Annotated in this window: 21 protein-coding genes; 7 read left to right on the top strand and 14 right to left on the bottom strand. The window is 70.7% G+C overall.

The features are described from left to right. Nucleotides 1-185 precede the first annotated feature (185 nt). The 5 genes from AC1MEY_RS27050 to AC1MEY_RS27030 form a co-directional block, all read right to left on the bottom strand. Nucleotides 186-1,058: a hypothetical protein gene (locus AC1MEY_RS27050; protein ID WP_480228409.1), complete on the bottom strand. Its 873-nt coding sequence runs from the start codon at nt 1,056-1,058 to the stop codon at nt 186-188. A gap of 62 nt (nt 1,059-1,120) precedes the next feature. Continuing rightward, nucleotides 1,121-1,966 carry a polyphosphate kinase 2 gene (gene ppk2, locus AC1MEY_RS27045; RefSeq protein WP_480231695.1) on the bottom strand — a complete coding sequence of 282 codons (846 nt, stop codon included), beginning with the start codon at nt 1,964-1,966 and terminating at the stop codon, nt 1,121-1,123. Between the two features lie 114 nt (nt 1,967-2,080). Further along, on the bottom strand, nt 2,081-3,610 hold the full coding sequence (locus tag AC1MEY_RS27040; protein WP_480228408.1) for an aldehyde dehydrogenase family protein: 1,530 nt from the start codon (nt 3,608-3,610) through the stop codon (nt 2,081-2,083). Nucleotides 3,611-3,619: 9 nt separating this feature from the next. Further along, nucleotides 3,620-4,204, bottom strand: a complete 585-nt coding sequence (locus tag AC1MEY_RS27035; RefSeq protein ID WP_480228407.1) for a phosphatase PAP2 family protein — start codon at nt 4,202-4,204, stop codon at nt 3,620-3,622. Next, nucleotides 4,201-4,734 (bottom strand): mycothiol transferase, encoded by a 534-nt coding sequence (locus tag AC1MEY_RS27030; protein WP_480228406.1) that lies wholly within the window; start codon nt 4,732-4,734, stop codon nt 4,201-4,203. The genes AC1MEY_RS27035 and AC1MEY_RS27030 overlap by 4 nt, the downstream gene beginning before the upstream one ends. 30 nt (nt 4,735-4,764) lie before the next feature. Between AC1MEY_RS27030 and AC1MEY_RS27025 the strand changes: the two genes are divergently transcribed. Further along, nucleotides 4,765-5,208 carry a hypothetical protein gene (locus tag AC1MEY_RS27025; protein ID WP_480228405.1) on the top strand — a complete coding sequence of 148 codons (444 nt, stop codon included), beginning with the start codon at nt 4,765-4,767 and terminating at the stop codon, nt 5,206-5,208. On the opposite strand, the gene AC1MEY_RS27020 is transcribed toward AC1MEY_RS27025, so the two are convergent. Further along, nucleotides 5,205-5,582 carry a VOC family protein gene (locus tag AC1MEY_RS27020; RefSeq protein ID WP_480228404.1) on the bottom strand — a complete coding sequence of 126 codons (378 nt, stop codon included), beginning with the start codon at nt 5,580-5,582 and terminating at the stop codon, nt 5,205-5,207. The two genes, AC1MEY_RS27025 and AC1MEY_RS27020, sit on opposite strands and share 4 nt — an antisense overlap. A gap of 63 nt (nt 5,583-5,645) precedes the next feature. Here AC1MEY_RS27020 and AC1MEY_RS27015 point away from each other — a divergent pair, with 63 nt between their 5' ends. Beyond that, a complete protein-coding gene (locus AC1MEY_RS27015; RefSeq protein WP_480228403.1) occupies nt 5,646-7,367 on the top strand; it encodes an N-acyl-D-amino-acid deacylase family protein in 1,722 nt (573 codons plus the stop codon). Here AC1MEY_RS27015 and AC1MEY_RS27010 read toward each other — a convergent pair. Next, nucleotides 7,364-8,173 (bottom strand): SDR family NAD(P)-dependent oxidoreductase, encoded by an 810-nt coding sequence (locus AC1MEY_RS27010; RefSeq protein ID WP_480228402.1) that lies wholly within the window; start codon nt 8,171-8,173, stop codon nt 7,364-7,366. The genes AC1MEY_RS27015 and AC1MEY_RS27010 overlap by 4 nt on opposite strands. Nucleotides 8,174-8,276: 103 nt before the next feature. Here AC1MEY_RS27010 and AC1MEY_RS27005 point away from each other — a divergent pair, with 103 nt between their 5' ends. Next, nucleotides 8,277-9,116, top strand: a complete 840-nt coding sequence (locus AC1MEY_RS27005) for an endonuclease domain-containing protein (protein ID WP_480228401.1) — start codon at nt 8,277-8,279, stop codon at nt 9,114-9,116. A 114-nt stretch (nt 9,117-9,230) separates the two neighbouring features. Here AC1MEY_RS27005 and groL read toward each other — a convergent pair whose 3' ends face one another. Beyond that, nucleotides 9,231-10,856 carry a chaperonin GroEL gene (gene groL, locus AC1MEY_RS27000; RefSeq protein WP_480228400.1) on the bottom strand — a complete coding sequence of 542 codons (1,626 nt, stop codon included), beginning with the start codon at nt 10,854-10,856 and terminating at the stop codon, nt 9,231-9,233. 258 nt (nt 10,857-11,114) lie between these two features. On the opposite strand from groL, the gene AC1MEY_RS26995 reads away from it, so the two are divergent. Continuing rightward, nucleotides 11,115-11,609 (top strand): cupin domain-containing protein, encoded by a 495-nt coding sequence (locus tag AC1MEY_RS26995; RefSeq protein WP_480228399.1) that lies wholly within the window; start codon nt 11,115-11,117, stop codon nt 11,607-11,609. A gap of 3 nt (nt 11,610-11,612) precedes the next feature. Here the strand turns inward: AC1MEY_RS26995 and AC1MEY_RS26990 are convergent, their stop codons facing one another. Further along, nucleotides 11,613-12,152, bottom strand: coding sequence for a TetR/AcrR family transcriptional regulator (locus AC1MEY_RS26990; RefSeq protein WP_480228398.1), 540 nt, complete (start codon nt 12,150-12,152; stop codon nt 11,613-11,615). Nucleotides 12,153-12,272: 120 nt separating this feature from the next. Here AC1MEY_RS26990 and AC1MEY_RS26985 point away from each other — a divergent pair, with 120 nt between their 5' ends. Next, nucleotides 12,273-13,166, top strand: coding sequence for an SDR family NAD(P)-dependent oxidoreductase (locus tag AC1MEY_RS26985; protein WP_480228397.1), 894 nt, complete (start codon nt 12,273-12,275; stop codon nt 13,164-13,166). Here AC1MEY_RS26985 and AC1MEY_RS26980 read toward each other — a convergent pair. Together AC1MEY_RS26980 and AC1MEY_RS26975 are read right to left on the bottom strand one after the other, a co-directional pair. After that, nucleotides 13,150-15,669 carry an excinuclease ABC subunit UvrA gene (locus AC1MEY_RS26980; protein WP_480228396.1) on the bottom strand — a complete coding sequence of 840 codons (2,520 nt, stop codon included), beginning with the start codon at nt 15,667-15,669 and terminating at the stop codon, nt 13,150-13,152. The genes AC1MEY_RS26985 and AC1MEY_RS26980 overlap by 17 nt on opposite strands. A 24-nt stretch (nt 15,670-15,693) precedes the next feature. Then, nucleotides 15,694-16,488 carry a polysaccharide deacetylase family protein gene (locus tag AC1MEY_RS26975; RefSeq protein WP_480228395.1) on the bottom strand — a complete coding sequence of 265 codons (795 nt, stop codon included), beginning with the start codon at nt 16,486-16,488 and terminating at the stop codon, nt 15,694-15,696. A gap of 192 nt (nt 16,489-16,680) precedes the next feature. On the opposite strand from AC1MEY_RS26975, the gene AC1MEY_RS26970 reads away from it, so the two are divergent. Then, nucleotides 16,681-18,393 carry a DEAD/DEAH box helicase gene (locus AC1MEY_RS26970; RefSeq protein WP_480228394.1) on the top strand — a complete coding sequence of 571 codons (1,713 nt, stop codon included), beginning with the start codon at nt 16,681-16,683 and terminating at the stop codon, nt 18,391-18,393. An 82-nt stretch (nt 18,394-18,475) separates the two neighbouring features. Here the strand turns inward: AC1MEY_RS26970 and AC1MEY_RS26965 are convergent, their stop codons facing one another. Genes AC1MEY_RS26965 through AC1MEY_RS26955 form a run of 3 tightly spaced genes read right to left on the bottom strand, consistent with a single transcriptional unit; the run spans nt 18,476 to nt 21,286 of the window. Beyond that, entirely contained in the window at nt 18,476-19,288 is an 813-nt protein-coding gene (locus tag AC1MEY_RS26965) for an HAD-IIA family hydrolase (protein WP_480228393.1), read from the bottom strand. Between the two features lie 46 nt (nt 19,289-19,334). Next, a complete protein-coding gene (locus AC1MEY_RS26960; protein WP_480228392.1) occupies nt 19,335-20,780 on the bottom strand; it encodes a PH domain-containing protein in 1,446 nt (481 codons plus the stop codon). Then, nucleotides 20,777-21,286, bottom strand: coding sequence for a PH domain-containing protein (locus AC1MEY_RS26955; RefSeq protein ID WP_480228391.1), 510 nt, complete (start codon nt 21,284-21,286; stop codon nt 20,777-20,779). Before AC1MEY_RS26955 ends, AC1MEY_RS26960 begins: the two co-directional genes overlap by 4 nt. On the opposite strand from AC1MEY_RS26955, the gene AC1MEY_RS26950 reads away from it, so the two are divergent. Next, complete coding sequence (locus tag AC1MEY_RS26950) at nt 21,285-22,208, top strand: SDR family NAD(P)-dependent oxidoreductase (RefSeq protein ID WP_480228390.1); 924 nt, start codon at nt 21,285-21,287, stop codon at nt 22,206-22,208. The genes AC1MEY_RS26955 and AC1MEY_RS26950 overlap by 2 nt on opposite strands. Nucleotide 22,209: the final 1 nt, after the last annotated feature.

Genomic DNA, 22,209 nt, shown 5'->3' with positions numbered 1-22,209 from the left:
GCGGACCTCAAGGGGTTCGCCAGACCGTTGCGACGGCGCACCGGGGGGAGCGCGGTCCTTCGATCCGCTCAGGGGTGCGTCGCTGGTGACGGCGTTGGAGGCGCACGTGGGGGCGTGCGCCGGCGGGGGGACGTCGAGCCGTCCCAGCGAGTGAGGGGTTCGCTGGGGCGGCTCGACATCGCACGTCAGCGCGCGGGTTCGATCACCCTCCGGCGGCCCAGCCCGCCGAGCATCGCGGCGATCAGGCCCAGCACGATCAGCAGCGCGCCCGCCGCCAGCGTCAGGTTCAGCCAGTGGTGCAGGCTGTCGATCGCGTGCGCGACCACCACGTCGGCGATCGTGCGCACGTCGCCCTCGGTCTTGTTCAGGCCGTCCTCGACGTATCGCCGCCCGGCCTCGATGCCGGCCCAGCCCGCGGCGCCGACGATCAGCGCGGACACTCCCAGTGCGACGACGGCCTTGGTCCGGCTCCGCGCCGCCGCGAGCGTCAGCAACGCCAGCACGCCGGTGAGGATGATCGCGCCCACGCTCACCCACGGGCCCCAGGTGGCCAGCGGACGCAGCTGCCCGGGCTGCAGCCCCGACGAGATCGGGATGGTGATCGGCACGTTGAGTGTGTCGGGCACCTCGAGGTTCAGGTTGCCGAGGGTGTCCCGCAGCGACGGGTCCTTGAGCATCGGCGAGATGTCGACCAGCCACCGGTCGTCGGCGGTCTGATCACGCTGCACGGTGTCGGTGAACATCCACGTGTGGGCGATGCGGTTCACGGCCGCGAACTGGCCCGGGAAGCCGGCGTTCTGCGTGTACCCGGTGGTGACGCTGTCGACGAGATCCGGGTTGAGGTTGCCATAGCCGTTCTCGGCGGCGAACGACACGATCTCGTTGGTCAGCAGCGAGGCCATCGCCTGCTGCACCTGCGGCTCGCGGGCGGCCGACGCCGCGAAGTCCGCGTAGCCGTCGCGGTCGATCACGGTGTGCTGCGCCCACGCCGCGGGCACGGCCACCGCCAGCGCCGCGGTCGTGAGCACCCAGAGCAGGAGGGCAGCCAAGAACCGCACGGCGTCCTCCTTGTCCTCCGGCGTCGGTCGCCGCCGGGGCGGCTCCGGGGACGCGGAGCCCGTCAGTCGGCCAGCGCGCGTCCCACGATGAGCGGGTCGGCGCGGCCGACCACCTCGTGATCCTTGTTGTCGTAGTCGAACTTACCGAGGACGTAGCGCATGGCGTTGATCCGGGCGCGCTTCTTGTCGTTGCTCTTGACGACGGTCCACGGCGCGACCTCGGTGTCGGTCCACGCGAACATGTCTTCCTTGGCCGCGGTGTAGTCGTCCCACTTGTCCAGCGACGCGAGGTCGGTGGGCGAGAGCTTCCACTGCCGGACGGGGTCGACCTGACGGATCGTGAAGCGCGTGCGCTGCTCGGCCTGGGTCACCGAGAACCACAGCTTGGTCAGGCTGATCCCGTCGTTGGTCAGCATCTGCTCGAACAGCGGTGCCTGCCGGATGAACTCGGCGTGCTGCTTCTGGGAGCAGTAGCCCATCACCCGCTCGACGCCGGCGCGGTTGTACCAGGACCGGTCGAACATGACGATCTCACCGGCGGCTGGCAGGTGCTTCACGTAGCGCTGGAAGTACCACTGCGACCGCTCGCGCTCGGTGGGCTTCTCCAGCGCGACGACGCGGGCGCCGCGCGGGTTCAGGTGCTCCATGAACCGCTTGATGGTGCCGCCCTTGCCCGCGGCGTCGCGTCCCTCGAACACGATGACGTGCCGGAGCCCGTTCGACTGACTCCACTTCTGCAGCTTCAGCAGTTCGATCTGCAGGAAGCGCTTCTGCTCCTCGTAGTCCTCGCGCCGCATGCGCTCGTCGTACGGGTAGTTCTCACGCCAGGTGTCGACGACCTCGCCGCTGGGCACCAGCAGCAGTTCGGGATCGTCGTCATCGTCGTCGCGAACGGTGTAGCCGTTCATCGCAGAGGCATCCAGGGTCACCCGCCGAAGCTATCGGCCGCGGGGTACGCGACGGTGACGCCGAGATGAACAACCGGCATCCCCGTCGCTTCGCCCGCCCCCGGACGGTGCCCGCTACTTCGCGATGCGCTTCGGCCGGATCAGTGCCAGCTTCGTCATCATCGTGTTCATCCGCTTGAGCGCCTTCGGCGAGTTGTTGTAGTAGTTGCCGCCGGCACCGACGTTGGTGCGCGGCGCGACCACCGTCTCGATGCGGCAGTACTTGCGCAGCCCCTCGGGTCCACCGAACCGGGCGCCGATGCCCGACGACTTCCAGCCGCCCATCGGCGCGGTGGTGCACATCAGGTTGGAGATGACGTCGTTGATGTTGACGCCGCCGCAGTCCAGTTGCAGCGCAACGTCGTTCGCGCGATCGAGGTTGCGGGAGAACACCGCCGCACTCAGCCCGTACTGGCTGTCGTTGGCCAGCCGCACGGCCTCCGCCACACTCGACACCTTCATGATCGGGAGCGTGGGCCCGAAGGTCTCGTCGGTCATGCAGGCCATCGAGTGGTCGACGTCGACCAGCACGGTGGGCTCGTAGAAGGTGCCGGGCCCGCTGGGCCGCTTGCCGCCCGTGAGCACCTTGGCGCCCTTGGCCAGCGCGTCGGCGACGTGCCGTTCGGTGACGGCGACCTGCGCCTCGTCGATCAGCGCGCCGAAGGCGTTGCCCTCCCCCGCGCCCATCTTGAGGTTGCGGACGTCGCGCACCACGGCGTCGACGAACTGGTCGTAGATCTGCTCCATGACGTAGACGCGCTCCACCGACACGCACGTCTGGCCCGCGTTGAAGAACGCGCCCCACACCGCGGCGTGCGCGGCGAGGTCGACGTCGGCGTCCTCGAGGACGAGCATCGGATCCTTGCCGCCGAGTTCGAGGCTGACGGGTGTCAGCCTGCGGGCGGCGCGCTCCATGACCTTGGCGCCGGTGGCTGACGATCCGGTGAACTGGATGAAGTCGGAGTTGTCGATGACGGCCTCGGACACCTCGCGGGCGCCCTGCGCGAGCGCGAGCACCTCGGGCGCGCCAGAGTCGATCCAGCCGCGCATCAGCACCTCGGCGGTGAGCGGCGTGCGCTCGGACGGCTTGAGCAGCACCGAGCAGCCCGCGGCGAGCGCGCCGATCGCGTCCATCAGCGCGTTGGCGACGGGGTAGTTCCACGGCGCGATGATCCCGACGACGGCGCGGGGCCGGTAGTGCACGGTGATCTTCTTGATCGACAGGAACGGCAGCGCGGCGGGCCGGGAGTCCGGCGCCAGCGCCTTCTCCATGGTCCGCACGTAGTACGAGAGGATCATCAGGAGCAGCGGCACCTCCTGGGCGGCGTCCGTCGCGGACTTGCCGGTCTCGGAGATCAGGAGGTCTTCGATCTCGGCGCGGTGCTCGCCGAGCCAGACGGCGTAGCGGGCCAGCACCTTGGCGCGGCCGGCCGTGCCGCGGGCCTCCCACTCGCGCTGCGATGTCCGCAGCCCCGCGGCGATGCGGGACACGTCCGCCGGATCGGTCCAGCGCACGGTTCCCGCCGGAGCCCCGGTGGCGGGGTTCAGGATGGTGGCGACATCCAGTGAATTGCCGCCGGCTTCAACTTCTGGCGTTGCTGTCATGCACCCATGCTAACCAGTGCTGTGACGCACGTCGCAGCCGGGTTGACACCTGTCAAGTCCGGCCGCCCACGCGGCGAGGCAGACCAGCGACGTGGCCAGCAGCACGGCCCCCACCGTGTCGGTGAAGTAGTGGTACGTGAACGACTGACCGAGCACCGCGGGCACCGTCCACGCCGCCGCGGCGGCCATCGCCCACCGTTGCCCGTTCAGCACCAGGACCACCACCCCAAGCACGGCCACGGTCGCCGTCACGTGCCCGCTGGGATAGGCGAGCGTGAACAGCTCGCCCTTCTCCCGACCGAACACCTCCTTGAGCAGTCGGGCCGCGATCACGCCCACGATCGGCGTCAGCGCGACGACCGCCGCGAGCCGCCAGCGCCGTCGCCACAGGGCGGCGATCAGTGCCGCGCCCACCAGGACGTACAGCACCCGCGGGTCGGTGAAGAACAGCAGCCTGCCCAGCACCGGATGGTCGCCACCGGTGACGGCGAACCACTCGTCGGCCTCCGTCGAACCGTGCCGCACGGCAACGCCCAGCAGCGCCATCGCCGACAGCCCCACCAACGGCCACCAGCGGATCGGGGTCAGCCTCATTCAGGCGCGATGCCTCGCACGTAGGCCGCCTGACCCAGATGCTGTGCGCAGTCGTCGACGATGCTGACCAGACGCGCCGACACGGTGACCGGCGGATCCCAGTTCTCGTCGATCACGCGGGCGAGGTCCTCGTCGGTGATGCCGGCGACGTACTCGAGCGTCACCCGGTGCACGGCGTGGTAGTAACCGGACAGCAGGTCCGCGGGGGCCTTCACCTTCGCGACGTCCTCAGACGTGTGGCCGTAACCGTGGGCGTCGCGCGGCAGGTCGAGCGCGAACCGGTCCACCCAGCCCTCGCTCGACCACACCTGCTCGATGCCCGCGACGTCGCACAACTGCGCGTCCTGCACGCGTGCGCTGTGCCAGAGCAGCCAGGCGATCGTGTTGGCGTCGGGGGTGACGCGGTAGGTGGAGACGGAGTCGGTCAGACCGTCGGTCACGTCGTCGGCGTGCTCGATCAACCGGGTGAAGGAGTCACGGAGCAGTTCGCGGACGGCATCCGATGCGGACGCGCTGTTCGAGGTAGCCATGTCACCCGAAGTTACCCGTACGGTTCGACGATGGCGTTTCTGCGCAAGGCCGTGCTGTGGTCTGTCATTCCGCTCAACGTCGCCCTCATCGCCTGGGTCTGGATGGGTCGGGCGATCTTCGGCGTCGAATGGGGGTGGACGTTCATCATCCTGATGATGACGGCCGTACCGCTGCTGGTGGCGTTGCTCGCCACGACGACGGTGCTGGCGTACCGGCAGCCGGCCCGCCCGATCCGGCTGACGGCCGGCCAGGCGTGGGCGCAGCTCGCGGTGTGGGCGGCGATGCTCGCGTTCGGCCTGGCGATCGTCGACTTCGACGACTCCGACCGCACCGAATCGGTGCTCAGCCGGTGGTTCGGTCCCGGTGCACTCGGCGCGAGCGAGGTCGTCGCCGGGGTGTCCACCGGTGTGGCCGCGGTGGCGTGGCTGACGCTGCTGGTGCTGCTGATCCGCGGCCGAAGGGTCGCCCGCTAGCTCGGCCCGCCGCCGTGAAACACGGCCTCGACGTTGTTGCCGTCGGGGTCCCGCACGAACGCCCCGTAGTAGTTCGGGTGGTACTCGGGGAAGATCCTCGGCTCGTGCAGCGGCTCGACGCCGAAGGCGAGCGCCGCGTGATAGAACGCCTGGACGCTCTCGGCGCTGGGCGCGGTGAACGCGAAGTGCACGGGGGCGCCCACCTCTCGGCCCGAGGCGTCCTCGACCCAGAAGTCGGGCTTGCCCTGCGTGCCGTATCCGACCGCCTGGCCGACGTCGATCTGCCGCTCGTAGTCGAGTACGCCCAGGACCGCGTCGTAGAACTTCGTCGCCCTCTCGAAGTCGGCGCTGTTGATTCCGAAGTGGTCGATCACATGCCCATCGTCGCATGAGCGGATCCCGTGGTTTCTCGGTTTTGCGCGTCGTACATTCAGAAGATGAGCGCTGACTTGATCATTCGCCGCGGCACGATCGTCGACGGACTCGGCGGCGAACCCGTCGTCGGTGACGTCGCCATCACCGACGGCGTCATCACCGCGATCGGCACCGTGGACGGCGACGCGGCGCGTGAGATCGACGCCGCGGGTTTGCTCGTCACGCCGGGGTTCGTCGACCTGCACACCCACTACGACGGGCAGGCGATCTGGTCGGACCGGATGACGCCGTCGTCGGCGCACGGCGTCACCACCGCGGTCATGGGCAACTGCGGCGTGGGCTTCGCGCCGTGCCGACCGGAGGACCACGAGACGCTCGTCGACGTCATGGCGGGCGTGGAGGACATCCCCGGCGTCGTGATGGTCGACGGGCTGCCGTGGACGTGGGAGACCTTCCCCGAGTTCCTCGACGCACTCGACGCCCGGGCCCGCGACATCGACGTCGCCGCCTTCCTGCCGCACTCGCCGCTGCGGGTGTACGTGATGGGCCGGCGCGGCGTCGACCGCGAGCTGCCCACCCCGGACGACCTCGCGATGATGCGGAAGCTCGCGGAGGAGGCGATCCGTTCGGGCGCACTGGGATTCGCTTCCTCCCGGCTGACCCTGCACAAGACGTCGAGCGGACACCCGATCCCCAGCTACGAGGCCGAGTACGCCGAGATCGAGGCCATTGCCCGCGGTGTCGACGACGCCGGCGGCGGCCTGCTGCAGTTCGTTCCCGACCTCATGGCGGGCGACTACGAGGGTGCGCTCGCGGCCGTGTTCGACGTGGCGGCCGAGGTGGGCCTGCCAGTGACGTTCACGCTCGCGATCGGCAACGCCGGCCCACCCATCCACGAGGACGCGCTGCGGATGGTGGAGAAGGCCAACGCCAACGGTGGCGACGTCACGGGGCAGATCTTCCCGCGACCGATCGGCTTGGTGCTCGGGTTGGAGCTGTCGGGCAACCCGTTCGTGATGTACCCGTCCTACCTGGCGATCGCCGACCTGCCGCTGGCCGAGCGGGTGGCCGCGATGCGCCGGCCCGACGTCCGGGCGGGCATCCTGAACGACGCCCCCGCCCCGGGTGGCCACCCGCTGATGTTCGCCGCGCAGGCGTGGGACTACATGTTCCCGCTCGGCGATCCGCCGAACTACGAACCGGCGCCAGAGGATTCGATCGGCGCCCGCGCACGGGCCGGCGGCGTCAGCCCGCTCGAGGAGGCCTACGACCGGCTGCTCGACGACGACGGGCACGCCATGCTGCTGGTCACGCTCGCCAACTTCCGGGACAACTCACTGGACACGGTCGCCGATCTGATCCAGCGCGACGACGTCGTGCTCGGACTCGGTGATGGCGGCGCCCACTACGGAATGATCTGCGACGCAAGCTATCCCACCTACATGCTGACGCACTGGGTCCGCGATCGCGCGACGGGCCGACTGCCGGTGCAGCGGGTGGTCCGGGAGCTGACGTCGGTGCCCGCCCGCGTCGCAGGCCTCGCCGACCGCGGCCGGCTGGCGGTCGGGTACAAGGCCGACGTCAACGTCATCGACCCCGCGGCACTGACGCTGCACAAGCCGACCGTCGCGGCCGACCTGCCCGCAGGCGGCCGCCGGCTCGACCAGACCGCCAACGGCTACGTCGCCACCATCGTGTCCGGTCAGGTGATCGCCGAGCACGGCGCACCCACCGACGCCCGCCCGGGCAAGCTCGTCCGCGGGCGGCGGCCGGCGCCGGCCTAGGCCTTCAGCGAGGGATGCTGGCTCTTGAGCAGCGGCAGGAGCACGCGCTGCGGTAGCAGCCCGAACAGTTCCTTGCCGATCCGGTTGGCGAGACCCGGGATCGCGCTGCCCCGGTCATGTTCGAGCGCGTCGATGCCGACCTCGGCGACCGCGCGCGAGGGCATCCACATGATCTTCGGGAAGACGTCGTCGAAGGCCTTCTCGTCGACGCCCGCGGCCTGGAAGAACTCGGTCTTCACCGGTCCGGGATGCAGCGTCGCGACCGTGACACCCGTGCCGGCCAGCTCAGCGCGCAGACCGTCGGTGTAGCTGCGGACGAACGCCTTCGTCGCCGCGTAACTGGACTGACCCGGGAAGGGTTGGAAGGCGGCGACCGAGCCGACGTTCAGGATCGCACCGCGGCCGCGCGGCACCATCTGGCGCACCGCCCGGGTGGTCAGGTCGACGACAGCCTCGACGTTGACCCGCACCTGCGCGATCTCGGCGTCGACGTCCGCCTCGGCGACGGCGCCGACGGTACCGAGGCCGGCGTTGTTCACCAGCACGTCGACCGTCAGGCCGCGGCGCTCGATCTCGTCGAACAGCGCTGCGCGCGCCGCGGGGTCGGCGACGTCGGCCGCGATCACCTCGACGCGTACTGCGGTGCCGAGTTCGGCGGCCAGGTCGCGCAGCCGGTCTTCGCGGCGGGCGACGAGCGTGACACCGTGCCCGCGCGCGGCGAGTTCACGGGCGAGGTCGGCGCCGATGCCCGATGAGGCTCCGGTGACGACGGCGGTGGTGGTGGGCGAGGGTTTCGGCAAGGACATGCCTTGGTGAACCGCGCGGCCCGCCCACGTTGTTCCCACGGTTATCCACAGGTCGGCGATCGGGGGCTATCGCCGGCCATGCGCCGTGCGCTGCCATGGGACGGTGACCGCCATCGCCCACGTCCTCGCGGCGAACGGCGGCGTGGTGTCGTCCGCTCAGTTGCGGGCCGCGGGGTGGTCGCACGCGCAGATCAGGAAGCTGTCCGGGCAGGGGTGGCGATCCCTGCGACCGGGTTGGTACGCGAGCCCGTCGGCCGACCCCTACGTCGTCCGCGCGGTCGCGGCGGGAGGCGTCGTGGGATGTGTCTCGGCGCTGCGCATGCGCCGCGTGTGGGTTCCCGACAGCGCGCTGCACGTCCGACACTCGGAGCGCGCCCGCCGGTCCCGTTCGGACGTCCGGTCCTGCCGGCCGTATCGGCTCGACCCGCCCATCGTCGGCGCTGTCGACCCGATCGACGTGGCGGTCGCATCGGCCGCGAACTGCCTCGGCGCCGAGGGTCTCGTCGTGGTCCTGGACTCGATGCTCAACGCCGGGATGCTCGACATGGCCGACGCGAGGGCGGTCGTGGCGGCGTCCCGCTTCGCGGGCCTGGACCTGGCCGACAGATGCGACGCCGCGAGCGAGTCCGGCACCGAGACCGTCATCCGACTGCGGCTGCGCGCGAGGGGGATCCGACTCCGCACGCAGGTGGGCATCCCGGGGGTGGGGCGGGTCGACTTCCTGGTGGGCGACCGGCTGATCATCGAGGCCGACAGCCGCGAGCATCATCTGCCGAGGTATCAAGCCGACCGGACGAGGGACAGAGTGGCCGTCGGGCTGGGGTTCACCGTCATGCGGCTGACCTACGAGGACGTCTTCTACCGCTGGGACGGGGTGCTCGCGGACGTTCTGGCCGTCATCCGCAGGCGTGGCCACCGCGGGCCGATCACGATGTCGCCCTGAGGGGACCGCCGCGCCACTATTTCCATGGCGACGCTCTCAGCACGACATCGTGTCGGGCACACGAAAAAGCCCCGGCGCGCGGAGCGCGCCGGGGCTTCTCGTGAAGCGTCGGACTTAGAAGTCCATGCCGCCCATGCCACCGGTCGGGTCGCCCGCGGGTGCGGACGCCTTCTCCGGCTTGTCGGCGACGACGGCCTCGGTGGTGAGGAACAGCGCCGCGATGGACGCCGCGTTCTGCAGCGCCGAGCGCGTGACCTTGACCGGGTCGGCAACGCCGGCGGCCAGCAGGTCCTCGTACTCGCCGGTCGCGGCGTTCAGGCCGTGACCCGCAGGAAGGTTCGAGACCTTCTCCGCGACGACACCCGGCTCCAGGCCACCGTTGAAGGCGATCTGCTTGAGCGGGGCCGACAGCGCGACGCGCACGATGTTCGCGCCGGTCGCCTCGTCACCGGTGAGCTCCAGCTCGTCCAGCGACGGAGCCGACTGCAGCAGGGCCACGCCGCCACCGGCGACGATGCCCTCTTCGACGGCGGCCTTCGCGTTGCGAACGGCGTCCTCGATGCGGTGCTTGCGCTCCTTGAGCTCCACCTCGGTGGCAGCTCCGGCCTTGATCACCGCAACACCGCCGGCCAGCTTGGCCAGGCGCTCCTGCAGCTTCTCGCGGTCGTAGTCGGAGTCGCTGTTCTCGATCTCGGCACGGATCTGAGCCACGCGGCCGGCGATGGCCTCGGAGTCGCCCGAGCCCTCGACGATGGTGGTCTCGTCCTTGGTGATGACGACCTTGCGAGCCTGACCCAGCAGCGCGACGTCGGCGGTCTCGAGCGAGAGGCCGACCTCTTCGCTGATGACCTGGCCACCGGACAGGATCGCGATGTCCTGCAGCATGGCCTTGCGACGGTCACCGAAGCCCGGGGCCTTAACGGCGACGGACTTGAAGGTGCCACGGATCTTGTTGACCACCAGGGTGGAGAGAGCTTCGCCCTCGACGTCCTCGGCGATGATCAGCAGCGGCTTGCCGGACTGGATGACCTTCTCCAGCAGGGGCAGCAGATCCTTGACGGTCGAGACCTTCGAGCTGACCAGGAGGATGTAGGGATCCTCGAGGACGGCTTCCTGACGCTCGGCGTCGGTCACGAAGTAGCCGGAGATGTAGCCCTTGTCGAACCGCATGCCCTCGGTGAGCTCGAGCTGCAGGCCGAAGGTGTTCGACTCCTCGACGGTGATGACACCCTCGTTGCCGACCTTGTCGAGTGCCTCGGCGATCAGATCGCCGATCGACTGGTCACCGGCGGAGATGCCCGCGGTGGCAGCGATCTGCTCCTTGGTCTCGACCTCCTTGGCCGATGCCAGCAGCGACTCGGTGATCTTCTCGACGGCCTTCTCGATGCCGCGCTTCAGGCCGAGCGGGTTGGCGCCGGCCGCGACGTTGCGCAGACCTTCGCGAACCAGGGCCTGGGCGAGCACGGTGGCCGTGGTGGTGCCGTCGCCAGCGACGTCATCCGTCTTCTTGGCAACTTCCTTGACCAGCTCGGCGCCGATCTTCTCGTAGGGATCCTCCAGCTCGATCTCCTTGGCGATGGACACGCCATCGTTGGTGATCGTGGGAGCGCCCCACTTCTTCTCCAGCACGACGTTGCGACCCTTGGGGCCCAGCGTTACCTTGACCGCGTCGGCGAGGGCATTGAGACCCCGCTCGAGGCCGCGGCGTGCCTCTTCGTCGTACGCAATAATCTTGGACATTGCGAAGTGAATCCTCCGATTAGGGGGTGACACGTTCTTGGGCCGGGAGCGATGCCCGCGACGGACGAGCCCAGTTGTGTTCGGACTGTGCTCTCACCGTCCCGACCTAGCACTCACCGATCGCGAGTGCCAACGTCATTTCTAGCACTCGACATGGGCGAGTGCAAGGTTGACCGAATGGGCCACTTACAGCGGAAAGGTCGGCGAAAATCATTCGGTGACCACGATTGCGGCCCTGCACCACGGGGAGTCGACCGGATGTCTCTGATCGTCCCGCCCTATCCCCCACCCCGCCACCACGGCGACCCGGAGGTCAGCGCGTGGGTCCGGCGCGGGGACGACCCGCCGGACCACGACTCGTTCGGGCTGGTCCAGTACCACTACCTGGCCAACGAGCAGGCGACGGGCGGCGACTACGGGCTGTTCCGCGTCGACCTCGCCCCGAAGGCCGGCGGTCCGGGGCCGCACTACCACCGGGCGATGTCCGAGGCGTTCTTCGTGCTGTCGGGTTCGGTGACGATCTACGACGGCACCGACTGGAAGACCACGGGCCAGAACGACTTCCTGTACGTACCGCCCGGCGGCATCCACGGCTTCCGCAACGAGGCGGACGCGCCCGCGTCGATGCTGATGCTGTTCGCCCCCGGCGCGCCGCGCGAACACTACTTCGAGGGACTCGCCCAGCTCGGGCAGATGACTGACGACGAGCGCCGGGAGTGGTTCGTCGCCAACGACAACTTCTTCGTCGACTGAGGCTCAGCGGGCGGACCGCAGCCCGTCGACGATGACGTCGGCGACCCGGTCCGCGACGCCCGCGCCGTGGTCGAGCGTGGCCTTGCACACCATCAGCAGGGCCTTGACCTCGGCGGCGCCGACGTCGTCGCGCACGGCACCGACGCGTTGCGCCGCCGCGAGCAGTTCTCCGAGCACCTCGGCGAATGCCGCCTCGGCACCGGGCGCCGCCGTGGCCATGTCGACCCCGTAGCCCACGAGCGCGTCGGCGATGCCGTGGTCGGCGGCGCTGGTGCGGACCATCTCCCGCAGGAACTCGAACAGCGCGGTGCCCGGATCGTCCTCGAGCAGCGCCCTGCCACGCGCCAGGATGCTGCGGACGCGCTCCTCGATGACCGCCTCGAACAGCGCCTCCTTGGTCGGGAAGTGGCGGTAGACGGTGCCCGGGCCGACGCCGGCGCGGCGGGCGATCTCGTCGATCGGCACGGCCAGGCCCTCGGCGGCGAAGGTCTCGTACGCGACCTCGAGCACCCGGGCGCGGTTGCGCGCCGCATCGGCTCGCATCGGTCGCGCCGCCTGGCTCACTGAAATCACTCCCTTGGTCGACAACCGGAGCGCGCGTTCCGTATAGTCGGACCCAACCGGAGCGCACGTTCCGAATCAACTCTAACCCGAGGAGTCTCCATGAGCCGCTGGACCGTCACCGACATCCCCGATCAGACCGGCCGCGTCGCCGTCGTCACCGGCGGCAACACCGGACTGGGCTACGAGACGGCGGCCGGGCTGGCGTCTCGCGGCGCGCGCGTGGTGCTCGCCGTACGCAACCTCGACAAGGGCAAGGCCGCGGCCGATCTGATCGTCCGCCGCACCCCCGGCGCCGACGTCACGCTGCAGGAACTCGACCTGACGTCGCTCGCGTCGATCGAGGACGCCGCGGAACAGCTGCGCGGCACGCACGACCGGATCGACCTGCTGGTGAACAACGCCGGCGTGATGATGACGCCGAAGTCGACGACGCGCGACGGGTTCGAGCTGCAGTTCGGCACCAACCACCTCGGCCACTTCGCGTTCACCGGCCGCCTCCTGGACCGCGTGCTGGCGGCGCCCGGCTCGCGGGTGGTGACGGTCAGCAGCATCGGCCACCGCTTCGGCCGCGTCCGCTTCGACGACCTCGGCGCCGAGCGCGGCTACAACAGGATGGCGGCGTACGGGCAGTCGAAGCTGTCGAATCTCCTGTTCACCTATGAGTTGCAGCGCCGCCTGACGGGCACGACCACCACCGCGCTCGCCGCCCACCCCGGCGGCTCCAGTTCGGAGCTGGACCGCTACCTGCCCGGCCCGGTGAAGCTGGCCTTCGGGTCCCTGGAGCAGTCCACCGAGATGGGCGCACTGCCGACGCTGCGCGCCGCGACGGACCCGCACGTGTCCGGCGGGCAGTACCTGGGCCCCGGTGGCTTCCTGGAGATGCGCGGCTATCCGAAGGTCGTCGCGTCGAACCGGCGGTCCCACGACGTCGACGTGCAGCGGCGCCTGTGGACGGTCTCGGAGGAACTGACCGGGGTCACGTTCCCGGTGTGACCGCGGCCAGCGCCGCGGCGAGGTAGGGCGCGGTGCGGCTCCCGTCCGCCCGCGCCACCTCGGCCGGGTGGCCGACGGCGACCACGCGACCGCCGTCGTCGCCGGCACCCGGGCCCAGGTCGATCACCCAGTCGGTGCCTGCCACCACCCGCATGTCGTGCTCGGCGACGACGACGGTGTTGCCGGCGTCGACGAGTCGGTGCAGCTGGTCGTCGAGCAGGTCCACGTCGGCGGGATGCAGTCCGGTGGTCGGCTCGTCGAGCACGTAGAGCGTGTGGCCCCGCCGCGGCCGCTGCAGTTCGGTGGCCAGCTTGATGCGCTGCGCCTCGCCGCCGGACAACTCCGTGGCGGGCTGGCCGAGTCGCAGATAGCCCAGCCCGACGTCCTTCAGGGTGTGCAGCGAGCGCGCGGCGCCGGCGACGTCGGCGAGGAACTCCGCCGCCTCGTCCACGGTCATCGCCAGCACGTCGGCGATGCTGCGGTCGCGGTAGCGGACCTCGAGCGTCGAGTCCTCGAACCGCGTCCCATGGCACGTCGGGCAGGTGCCGTAGGTCCCCGGCAGGAACAGCAGCTCGACGGAGACGAAGCCCTCGCCCTGACACGTCTGGCACCGTCCGTCGGCCACGTTGAAGGAGAAGCGTCCGGCGGTCCACTTGCGCCGCCGCGCCATCGGCGTCGCGGCGAACTCCTTGCGGACCGCGTCGAACAGGCCGGTGTAGGTGGCCAGCGTGGAGCGCGGCGTCCGGCCGATGGGCTTCTGGTCGACCGCGACGAGGCGGTCGATCAGCTCGACGCCGTCGGCGGTGACGCCGATGCTCGCGTCGCGGTCGAGGTCGGCCACCTCGCCGTCGTCCACGACGTCGGGTTCGGGCTCCGCGGAGCCGCCGCCGAGATGGCGCCGGACGACGTCGCCCAGCACCTTGTAGACGAGGGTCGACTTGCCGGACCCGGACACCCCGGTGACGGCGGTGTAGACGCCGAGCGGCACGTCGAGGTCGAGGCTGCGCAGGTTGTGAAAGTCGATGCCGCGCAGCCGGAGTAGTCCCGTGGGCGGCCGTGGCGTGCGCGCGGTGCGGGGGACCTCGCCGAACAGGTGCCGGCGCGTGACCGACCGACCGACGTCCGCCAGCCCTGCCACCGGCCCGCTGTAGAGCACCTCGCCGCCGAGTTCACCGGCCCCGGGCCCGACGTCGACGATCCAGTCCGCGCGGCGCACCACGTCCATGTCGTGCTCGACGACGAACAGCGAGTTGCCGGCGCGGCGCAACCGGTCCAGCACCTCGAGCAGCGGTTCGGCGTCGGCCGGGTGCAGACCGGCGGACGGCTCGTCGAGCACGTAGAGGACGCCGAACAGCCCCGCGCGCAGCTGCGTGGCCAGCCGCAGCCGCTGCAACTCCCCCGGCGACACGGTGGGCGTGCGGCGGTTCAGCGCGAGATAGCCCAGCCCCAGGTCGAGGAGTACCTGGATCCGGGCGACCAGGTCGGCGGCGATCATGGTGGCGACCTCGGTCAGCTCACCCGATTCGGTCGACTCGAAGGCGGCCTCGAAGTCGGTGCGCTCGGCGGCCGGACGCAGGACGTCGGCGAGTTCGGTCAGCGGCAGCGCCACCAGCTGCGCGATGTTGCGGCCGGCGAACGTGACCGCCAGCGCCTCGGGCCGCAGGCCGGAACCGTCGCAGACCGGGCAGTCGACGCTGTCGACGTACCGGAGCACGCGGCGGCGCATCATCGCGCTCTGCGAGTTGGCGAGCGTGTGCCGGACGTGCCGCTCGGCGCTGGAGAAGGTGCCGTTGTAGGTGTAGTCCGCGGTGACCGCCGCCCGGTGCGGGTGGATCTCCACGGTGGGCTGCTCGTCGGTGAACAGGATCCAGTTGCGGTCCCGCTTGGGTAGCTTGCGCCACGGCTTGTCGATGTCGTAGCCCAGCGTGATGAGGATGTCGCGGAGGTTCTGGCCCTGCCAGGCGCCGGGCCAGGCGGCCACCGCTCCCTCGCGGATCGTCAGCGACGGGTCCGGCACCAGCGTCTCCTCGGTGACCCGGTGGATGCGGCCCATGCCGTGGCATTCCGGGCACGCCCCGATCGCGGTGTTCGGCGAGAACGAGTCCGAGTCCAGGCGCTCGGTGAAGCCGCGGGGGAAGGTGCCCGCGCGGGAGAACAGCATCCGCAGCAGGTTCGACAGCGTCGTCACCGTGCCGACCGACGAGCGCGACGACGTCGATCCGCGGCGCTGCTGCAGAGCGACGGCCGGCGGCAGCCCGGTGATGTCGTCGACCTTCGGCGCGTCGGTGGGCAGCAGCAGCCGGCGCGCGTACGGCGCGACGGACTCGAAGTAGCGGCGCTGGGCCTCCGCGTAGATGGTCCCGAACGCCAGCGAGGACTTGCCCGATCCCGAGATGCCGGTGAACGCGACCAGGGCGTCGCGCGGCGCGGCGACGGTCACGGTGCGCAGGTTGTGCACGTCGGACCCGACGACGCGCACGAAGGGATCGTGGTCTGGTGTCACCACCTCATTCTGCGCAGTATCCGGTCAGGCGTACGTCTGACCCGCCAGCGGCACGAACTCCCACCCTGCCTTCTGCATCGCGGGGATCGCCGTCGACAGTCCGGTGCCCGTGCCCGCCTCGGGGTGGTTGACGTGGGCCAGCACGATCGACCCGGGTGCGGCGGCTTCGATCGCGGCCGCGACGTGCGCGGCGGGCTCGGTGGCGCCGTCGTCGGCGTTGACGGTGAAGCCGACGGGGGTGAGGCCGAGCTGGTGGACGATGTCGACCGCGACGTCGTCGTAGTGCGCGGTACCGGTGCGGAACCAGACCGGCGCCTTCCCGGTCAGTGACGTCAGGCGCATCTGGTTCCCCCACACCTCGGACACCACCTCGGCCGGGGTCCGCGTGCCGGCGATGCCGTACGCCGATCGGCCGGTCACCGACAGCGGGACGTGGCGGGTGCCGTGGTTGCCGATCTCGAACAGCGGGTCGGCGGCCAGCCGGTCCAGCCGGCCGGGGTTGTCGTCGATCCACTTCGAGCAGATGAACAGCACCGCCGGCACCCCGTTGCGCTGCAGCATGCTCAGCAGCGCGTCGTCACACGCGCGGTCGCACGCGTCGAGGGTCAGCGCCAGCTGGCGGCCGGCGGCGCTGAATCCGGACACGATGCCCGGCATCGCCATCCCCCACTGCGTCGGCGCGCGGCGGGCGTCGACCGCCGCGACGGCGTCGGGGTCGACACCCGTGGGTGCCGCGTTCGCCGGCGCCGCGGAGGCCGCGTGGGCAAGCGCAGCCGAGACGCCGACCAGCGTCCCGACGAAGTTCCGCCGTGTGAGCACCAGCGCACGCTAGGCGGCGAGACTGGTGGCGGCCCGCCAGGCGGATGGCAAACGGCTGAGCGTCCGTCGACCCGGCCGCCGCACGACACGCCCACGCGACACGCGCGACACGAAAATCCCTGCCAATCGGGATCATTGGACCGGTTCGACGGTGTGCCCTAGAGTGGCTCACGACCAGATAGGAGTCTTCGGGTGCGGGCTTTTGCAGCGCCCAGCACCCAGGCTTTGCGGGGCTGGCAGCGTCGAGCGTTGGTGAAGTATCTCTCGGCGCGTCCGCGGGACTTCCTGGCCGTGGCGACCCCCGGTGCAGGCAAGACGACCTTTGCGCTGCGCATCGCCGGCGAACTGCTGAGCGAGGGCGTCGTCGAGCGGGTCACCGTGGTGGTGCCGACCGAGCACCTCAAGATTCAGTGGGCCCAGGCCGCCGAGCGGATGGGCATGGCGCTGGACCCCAAGTTCAGCAATTCGTCGTCGCAGAACTCCGACGAGTACCACGGCGTCGTCGTCACCTACGCCCAGGTGGCCAGCCACCCCGGCCGGCACCGCGTTCGCACGGAGAACCGCAAGACGCTGGTCATCTTCGACGAGATCCACCACGGCGGCGACGCCAAGAGCTGGGGCGAGGCGATCCGCGAGGCGTTCGACGACGCGACCCGGCGCCTGTCGCTGACCGGTACGCCGTTCCGCAGCGACGACAGCCCGATCCCCTTCGTCAACTACGAGCTGGGCCCCGACGGGCTCAAGCACTCGAAGTCCGATCACACCTACGGCTACTCCGACGCGCTCGCCGACGGCGTGGTGCGGCCGGTGGTGTTCCTGGCGTACTCGGGCGAGTCCCGCTGGCGCGACAGCGCGGGCGAGGAGCACGCGGCGCGGCTGGGCGAACCGCTGACCGCAGAGCAGACGGCGCGCGCCTGGAAGACCGCCCTGAACCCGGCGGGCGAGTGGATGCCCGCGGTGATCGCCGCCGCGGACAAGCGACTGCAGCAGAAGCGCCAGCACGTCGCCGACGCCGGCGGCATGATCATCGCCTCCGACCAGACCGCGGCGCGGGCCTACGCCAACCTGCTGACCACGATCACCGGCGAGGCGCCCACCGTGGTGCTGTCCGACGACCCGGGCTCCTCGGACCGCATCTCGCAGTTTTCGATGGGCACCAGCCGGTGGCTGGTCGCGGTCCGGATGGTGTCCGAGGGCGTCGACGTGCCGCGACTCGCGGTCGGCGTGTACGCGACGAGCGCGTCGACGCCACTGTTCTTCGCCCAGGCCATCGGCCGCTTCGTCCGTTCCCGCAAGGCCGGCGAGACCGCGAGCATATTCCTGCCGTCGGTGCCCAACCTGCTGCTCCTGGCCAGTCAGATGGAGGCCCAGCGCAACCACGTCCTGGGCAAGCCGCACCGCGAGCCGCAGGGCGACGAGTGGGACGACGAACTGCTCGCCGACGCCAACAAGACCAAGGACGAGGCCGGCGACATGGATCGCGGGTACGAGATGCTCGGCGCGGACGCCGAACTCGACCAGGTGATCTTCGACGGTTCGTCGTTCGGCACGGCCACCCCCTCGGGCAGCGAGGAGGAGGCCGACTACCTCGGCATCCCCGGCCTACTCGATGCCGCGCAGATGCGAGACCTGTTGTCGCGCAGGCAGGAAGAGCAGCTGGGCCGCCGGAGCCGAGCCGCCAACGGTGAGACCGCGGTGGTGGCACCGGTGACCACCCACGGCCAGCTCCGAGACCTGCGGCGCGAGTTGAACGCGCTCGTCACGCTCGCCCACCACCGGACGGGAAAGCCGCACGGCTGGATCCACAACGAGTTGCGCCGCATCTGCGGTGGCCCCGTGGTGGCGGCCGCGAACTCCGAGCAGATCGCCGCGCGCATCGAGGCCGTGCGGACGCTGCGGGGCTGATCGCCGTGCCCGCCGAATGTGGGCTTGACACACGCATTTCGCGATTTTCCGTGCATCAACGCCACACTCGAGGCGATACCCGCTAGAGGCCCAGCAGCTCCGGCAGGTCCGCGACGGAGTCGATGACGTGGTTGGGCTGCATCGCGAATTCGTCGGTGGCCCAGCGGTCCAGCGTGTCCTGCCGGAACTTGCCGGTGCGCACCAGCACGCCGGCCATGCCGACCACCTGCGCGGCGAGCACGTCGTTGTTGAGGTCGTCACCCACCATGTACATCTCCTCGGGGTCGACGCCGAGCCGGTTGGCCGACGCGATGAACCCCTCGGGCGCAGGCTTTCCGACGGCGACGGCCTTGCGCCCGGACGTCTCCTCCATGCCGAGCAGGTACATGCCGGTGTCGATGCGCAGCCCGCCGGTGGTGTTCCACGCCGTGCTGCGGTGCATCGCGACGACGGGCACGCCGCGCGCCATCCAGTCGTAGACACGGCTCAGGGTGAGGTGGTCGTACTCGCGGCCTGCCCCGCCGAGCAGCACCACGTCGGGCGTCTCGGAGGAGTCGTCGTCGACGTCGTGGGAGTAGACGAGGTCGATGCCCTGCATGTCCGCGCCGATCTGCCCGCTGTTCACCAGGAAGCAGCGCGCCCCCGGGTAGCGGTCGCGCACGTAGTCGGCGGTGAGGACGGCGGCGGTGATCACCTCGTCGGCGGTGACGTCCATGCCGGCGTCGGTCAGCAGATCGGCGATCTGCACGCGGGTCTTGGTGGTGGTGTTGGTGAGGTAGGTCCGCGCGATCTGCCGGTCGGCCAGCACGCGCAGCGTCTCACCCGCACCGGCGATCGGCTTCCACGACGTCACCAGGACGCCATCGATGTCGAACAGCACGCCACCGATAGCCATGGTGCCAAGGTAAACGGCCCGGGCACGGATGCAACTCGGGGCCCGCTCAGGACGCCAGAGTGTGGCCCCACGCACTGTCCGCGACCCATGGTGACGCGGTCGCGGCCACCGACCACGCGAGGTCCGCGGGGACGTCGAGCACCCGATAGCCCTTGACGCCGGCGGCCGTGGCCGCGACGAGCGTGGCCACGCCCGCGCGCCGCTGGAACGGCGACTGCCGGACGGTCCACCCGATGATGCCCGCCGCGGCGATGCAGTCCCGCCGCCGCTCGAGGCTGCCCGACTGCGTGATCAGCCACGTGCCGTCCACCCGGTGCCCGAGTGCGCGCGACCGGTCGACGGCCAGGAACGCCGCGGCCACCACGGCCAGGCCGAGCACGACCCACGTCCACGCGGGAGCGCCGAGGGCGGCGAGCGCGACGGCTGCGACGGCGGGGAACGTCAGCGCCCTCGTCCACCGCCTGCGCGCCGCGGCCGGGCCGTGCGACACCAGCTCGACCCCGCCGATGCCGCGGGCGGTCAGGTCGCCGAGCACGGCCTCGGCCGTCGCACGCGGGCACGGCGGCAGCAGGAGCGACGCCTCCCCGGCGCCGCCGACGCCGGTCATCACCGCGTCGAGGCGGGCCCCGCCGAACATCCGCACCAGCAGCGGCTCCCGCAGCGTCCCGCCGCGCAGCCTGCGGAGGTCGTAGGTGTGCTGCCGCAGTCGGAGCAGGCCGTGCTGGAGGTTCAGCACCCCGTCCCCGCGGGACAGGACGAGGTTGCCGTAGGTGACCAGCGAGCGCAGCACCGACAGGACGACGGACGCCACGAGCAGACCACCGGCCCCGACGGCCACCACCACGACGACCCCCGCTCGCTCGGCGGCGTCGAGACCGGCCCGCGCAAGCGGCGAATCACCCACCGTGGCAAGCACACCCGTCTGCGACACGACGCCCACGGCCGCCGCGATCATCGCCAGTCCCGTGAAGCTGAGCGGGCTGTAGCGCAGCCACGACGGCTGCCACCGCGCCAGCACCCGGTCGACGGGCGGTCGGTCCGGCAATACCGGTGCCTCGGCGAGCAGCACGGCCCGCAGGCCGGTGACCTCGGCGAGGCGGACGGCGTCGAGTGCGAACTCCGCGTCGCCACGGGCCTCCTGGCCCGTGCTGACCTTGACCACGGTGAGGTCCAGCAGCCGGTGCAGCAGTCGCGCGTCGGTGGAGACCGATCGGATCCTGTTGCGCGGCAATGAGAGCACGGTGCGCGCCAGCACGCCTTCACGACGTTGGATCTGCTCGTCGTCGATGCGGTAGGTGGTGGTGAACCAGCGCGCCACGCCGTAGACGACCAGCAGGACCAGCGCGGCGACCGACCACAGCGGGTTGCCGGTCGCGGTGCCGAGCACCACGGAGCCGATCAGCAGCGGAAGCTGGCGCAGCACTTCGTGAATCGGGTGCACCAGCAGCATGCGCGGGCTCAGGCGCCGCCACTCCCCCGCCGGTGCGGTCACGTCGCGTCCCGGTCGCCGAGGGCGGCGACGTCGGTGAGCCGCGCGGCGACCTGGTCGGCCACCTCGGAGTCGAGTGCGACGATCCGCACCGCGCCCGCCGACGAGGCCGTGGTGACCGTGACGGTGGCGAGGCCGAACAGCCGGTCCAGCGGTCCGCGCTGGGTGTCGACGGTCTGCACCCGTGAGATCGGCGCGATCCGGCGCTCCTGGATCAGCCACCCGGTGCGCGTGTAGACGGCGCGGTCGTCGACTTCCCACCGATGCACGCGGTAGCGCCACACCGGCACGACGCCGACGAACAGCGCCACGCCCGCCACCGTGACCGCCGCGGCCGCCGCGTTGAGCCAGCCGAAGCGGCCGTCGAGGACGAACCACACCACCTGCGCCACCGCGAGCACGGCCCACGGGACGGCCGCGGAGACGGCCCACACCAGCGGCGCCCTCCGGCTGGGCGGGTGCGCGGGGTCGGCGAGCTGAGACATCTCCTTGAGTATGGTCGTGCCCATGAGCAGCAATGCGCACTGGACCGAGGCCGACGTGCCCGATCAGGCCGGACGACTCGCAGTCGTCACCGGCGCCAACACCGGACTGGGCTTCGAGACGGCCCGCGTGCTGGCCGAGCGCGGCGCGCGCGTCGTGCTGGCGGTCCGCAACCTGGACAAGGGCAGGCAGGCGGCGGCGAAGATCGCCGAGACCGCGCCCGGCGCCGACGTGACGCTGCAGGAACTCGACCTCGGCTCGCTGGCGTCGGTGCGCGCCGCCGCCGACGCGATCAGGTCCGCCCATCCCCGCATCGACCTGCTGATCAACAACGCCGGTCTGATGTACCCACCCAAGGGCCACACCGCCGATGGCTTCGAGCTGCAGTTCGGCACCAACCACCTCGGGCACTTCGCGTGGACCGGCCTGCTGCTCGATCACGTTCTGCCGGTGGCGGGTTCGCGCGTCGTCGTGGTCGCGAGCGTCGCGCACAAGATCCAGGCGGCCATCCACTTCGACGACCTGCAGTGGGACCGCAGCTACGGCAGGGTGCCGGCCTACGGGCAGTCGAAGCTCTCGAACCTGATGTTCGCCTACGACCTGCAGCGCAGGCTGGCCGCCAAGGGCGAGCAGACCATCGCGGTCGCGGCGCACCCCGGCATCTCGAACACCGAACTCATGCGCCACATCCCGGGCAGCGGCCTCCCCGGCTTCTCCTCGGTGGCGGGCCTGGTCACCAACAGCCCCGCCAAGGGCGCCCTGGCCACGCTGCGGGCCGCCACGGCTCCGGACGTGGTCGGCGGACAGTACTACGGCCCCAAGGGTTTCCGTGAGCTGATGGGCTACCCGGTGCTGGTGTCGTCGAGCGACCAGTCCCACGACGAGGCCGTGCAGAAGCGGCTCTGGACGGTGTCCGAGGAACTCACCGGCGTCACCTTCCCGGTGTAGC

The sequence above is a fragment of the Mycobacterium sp. PTI7 genome, assembly GCF_056679845.1.
This window is presented reverse-complemented; position numbering and strand designations above follow the sequence as displayed.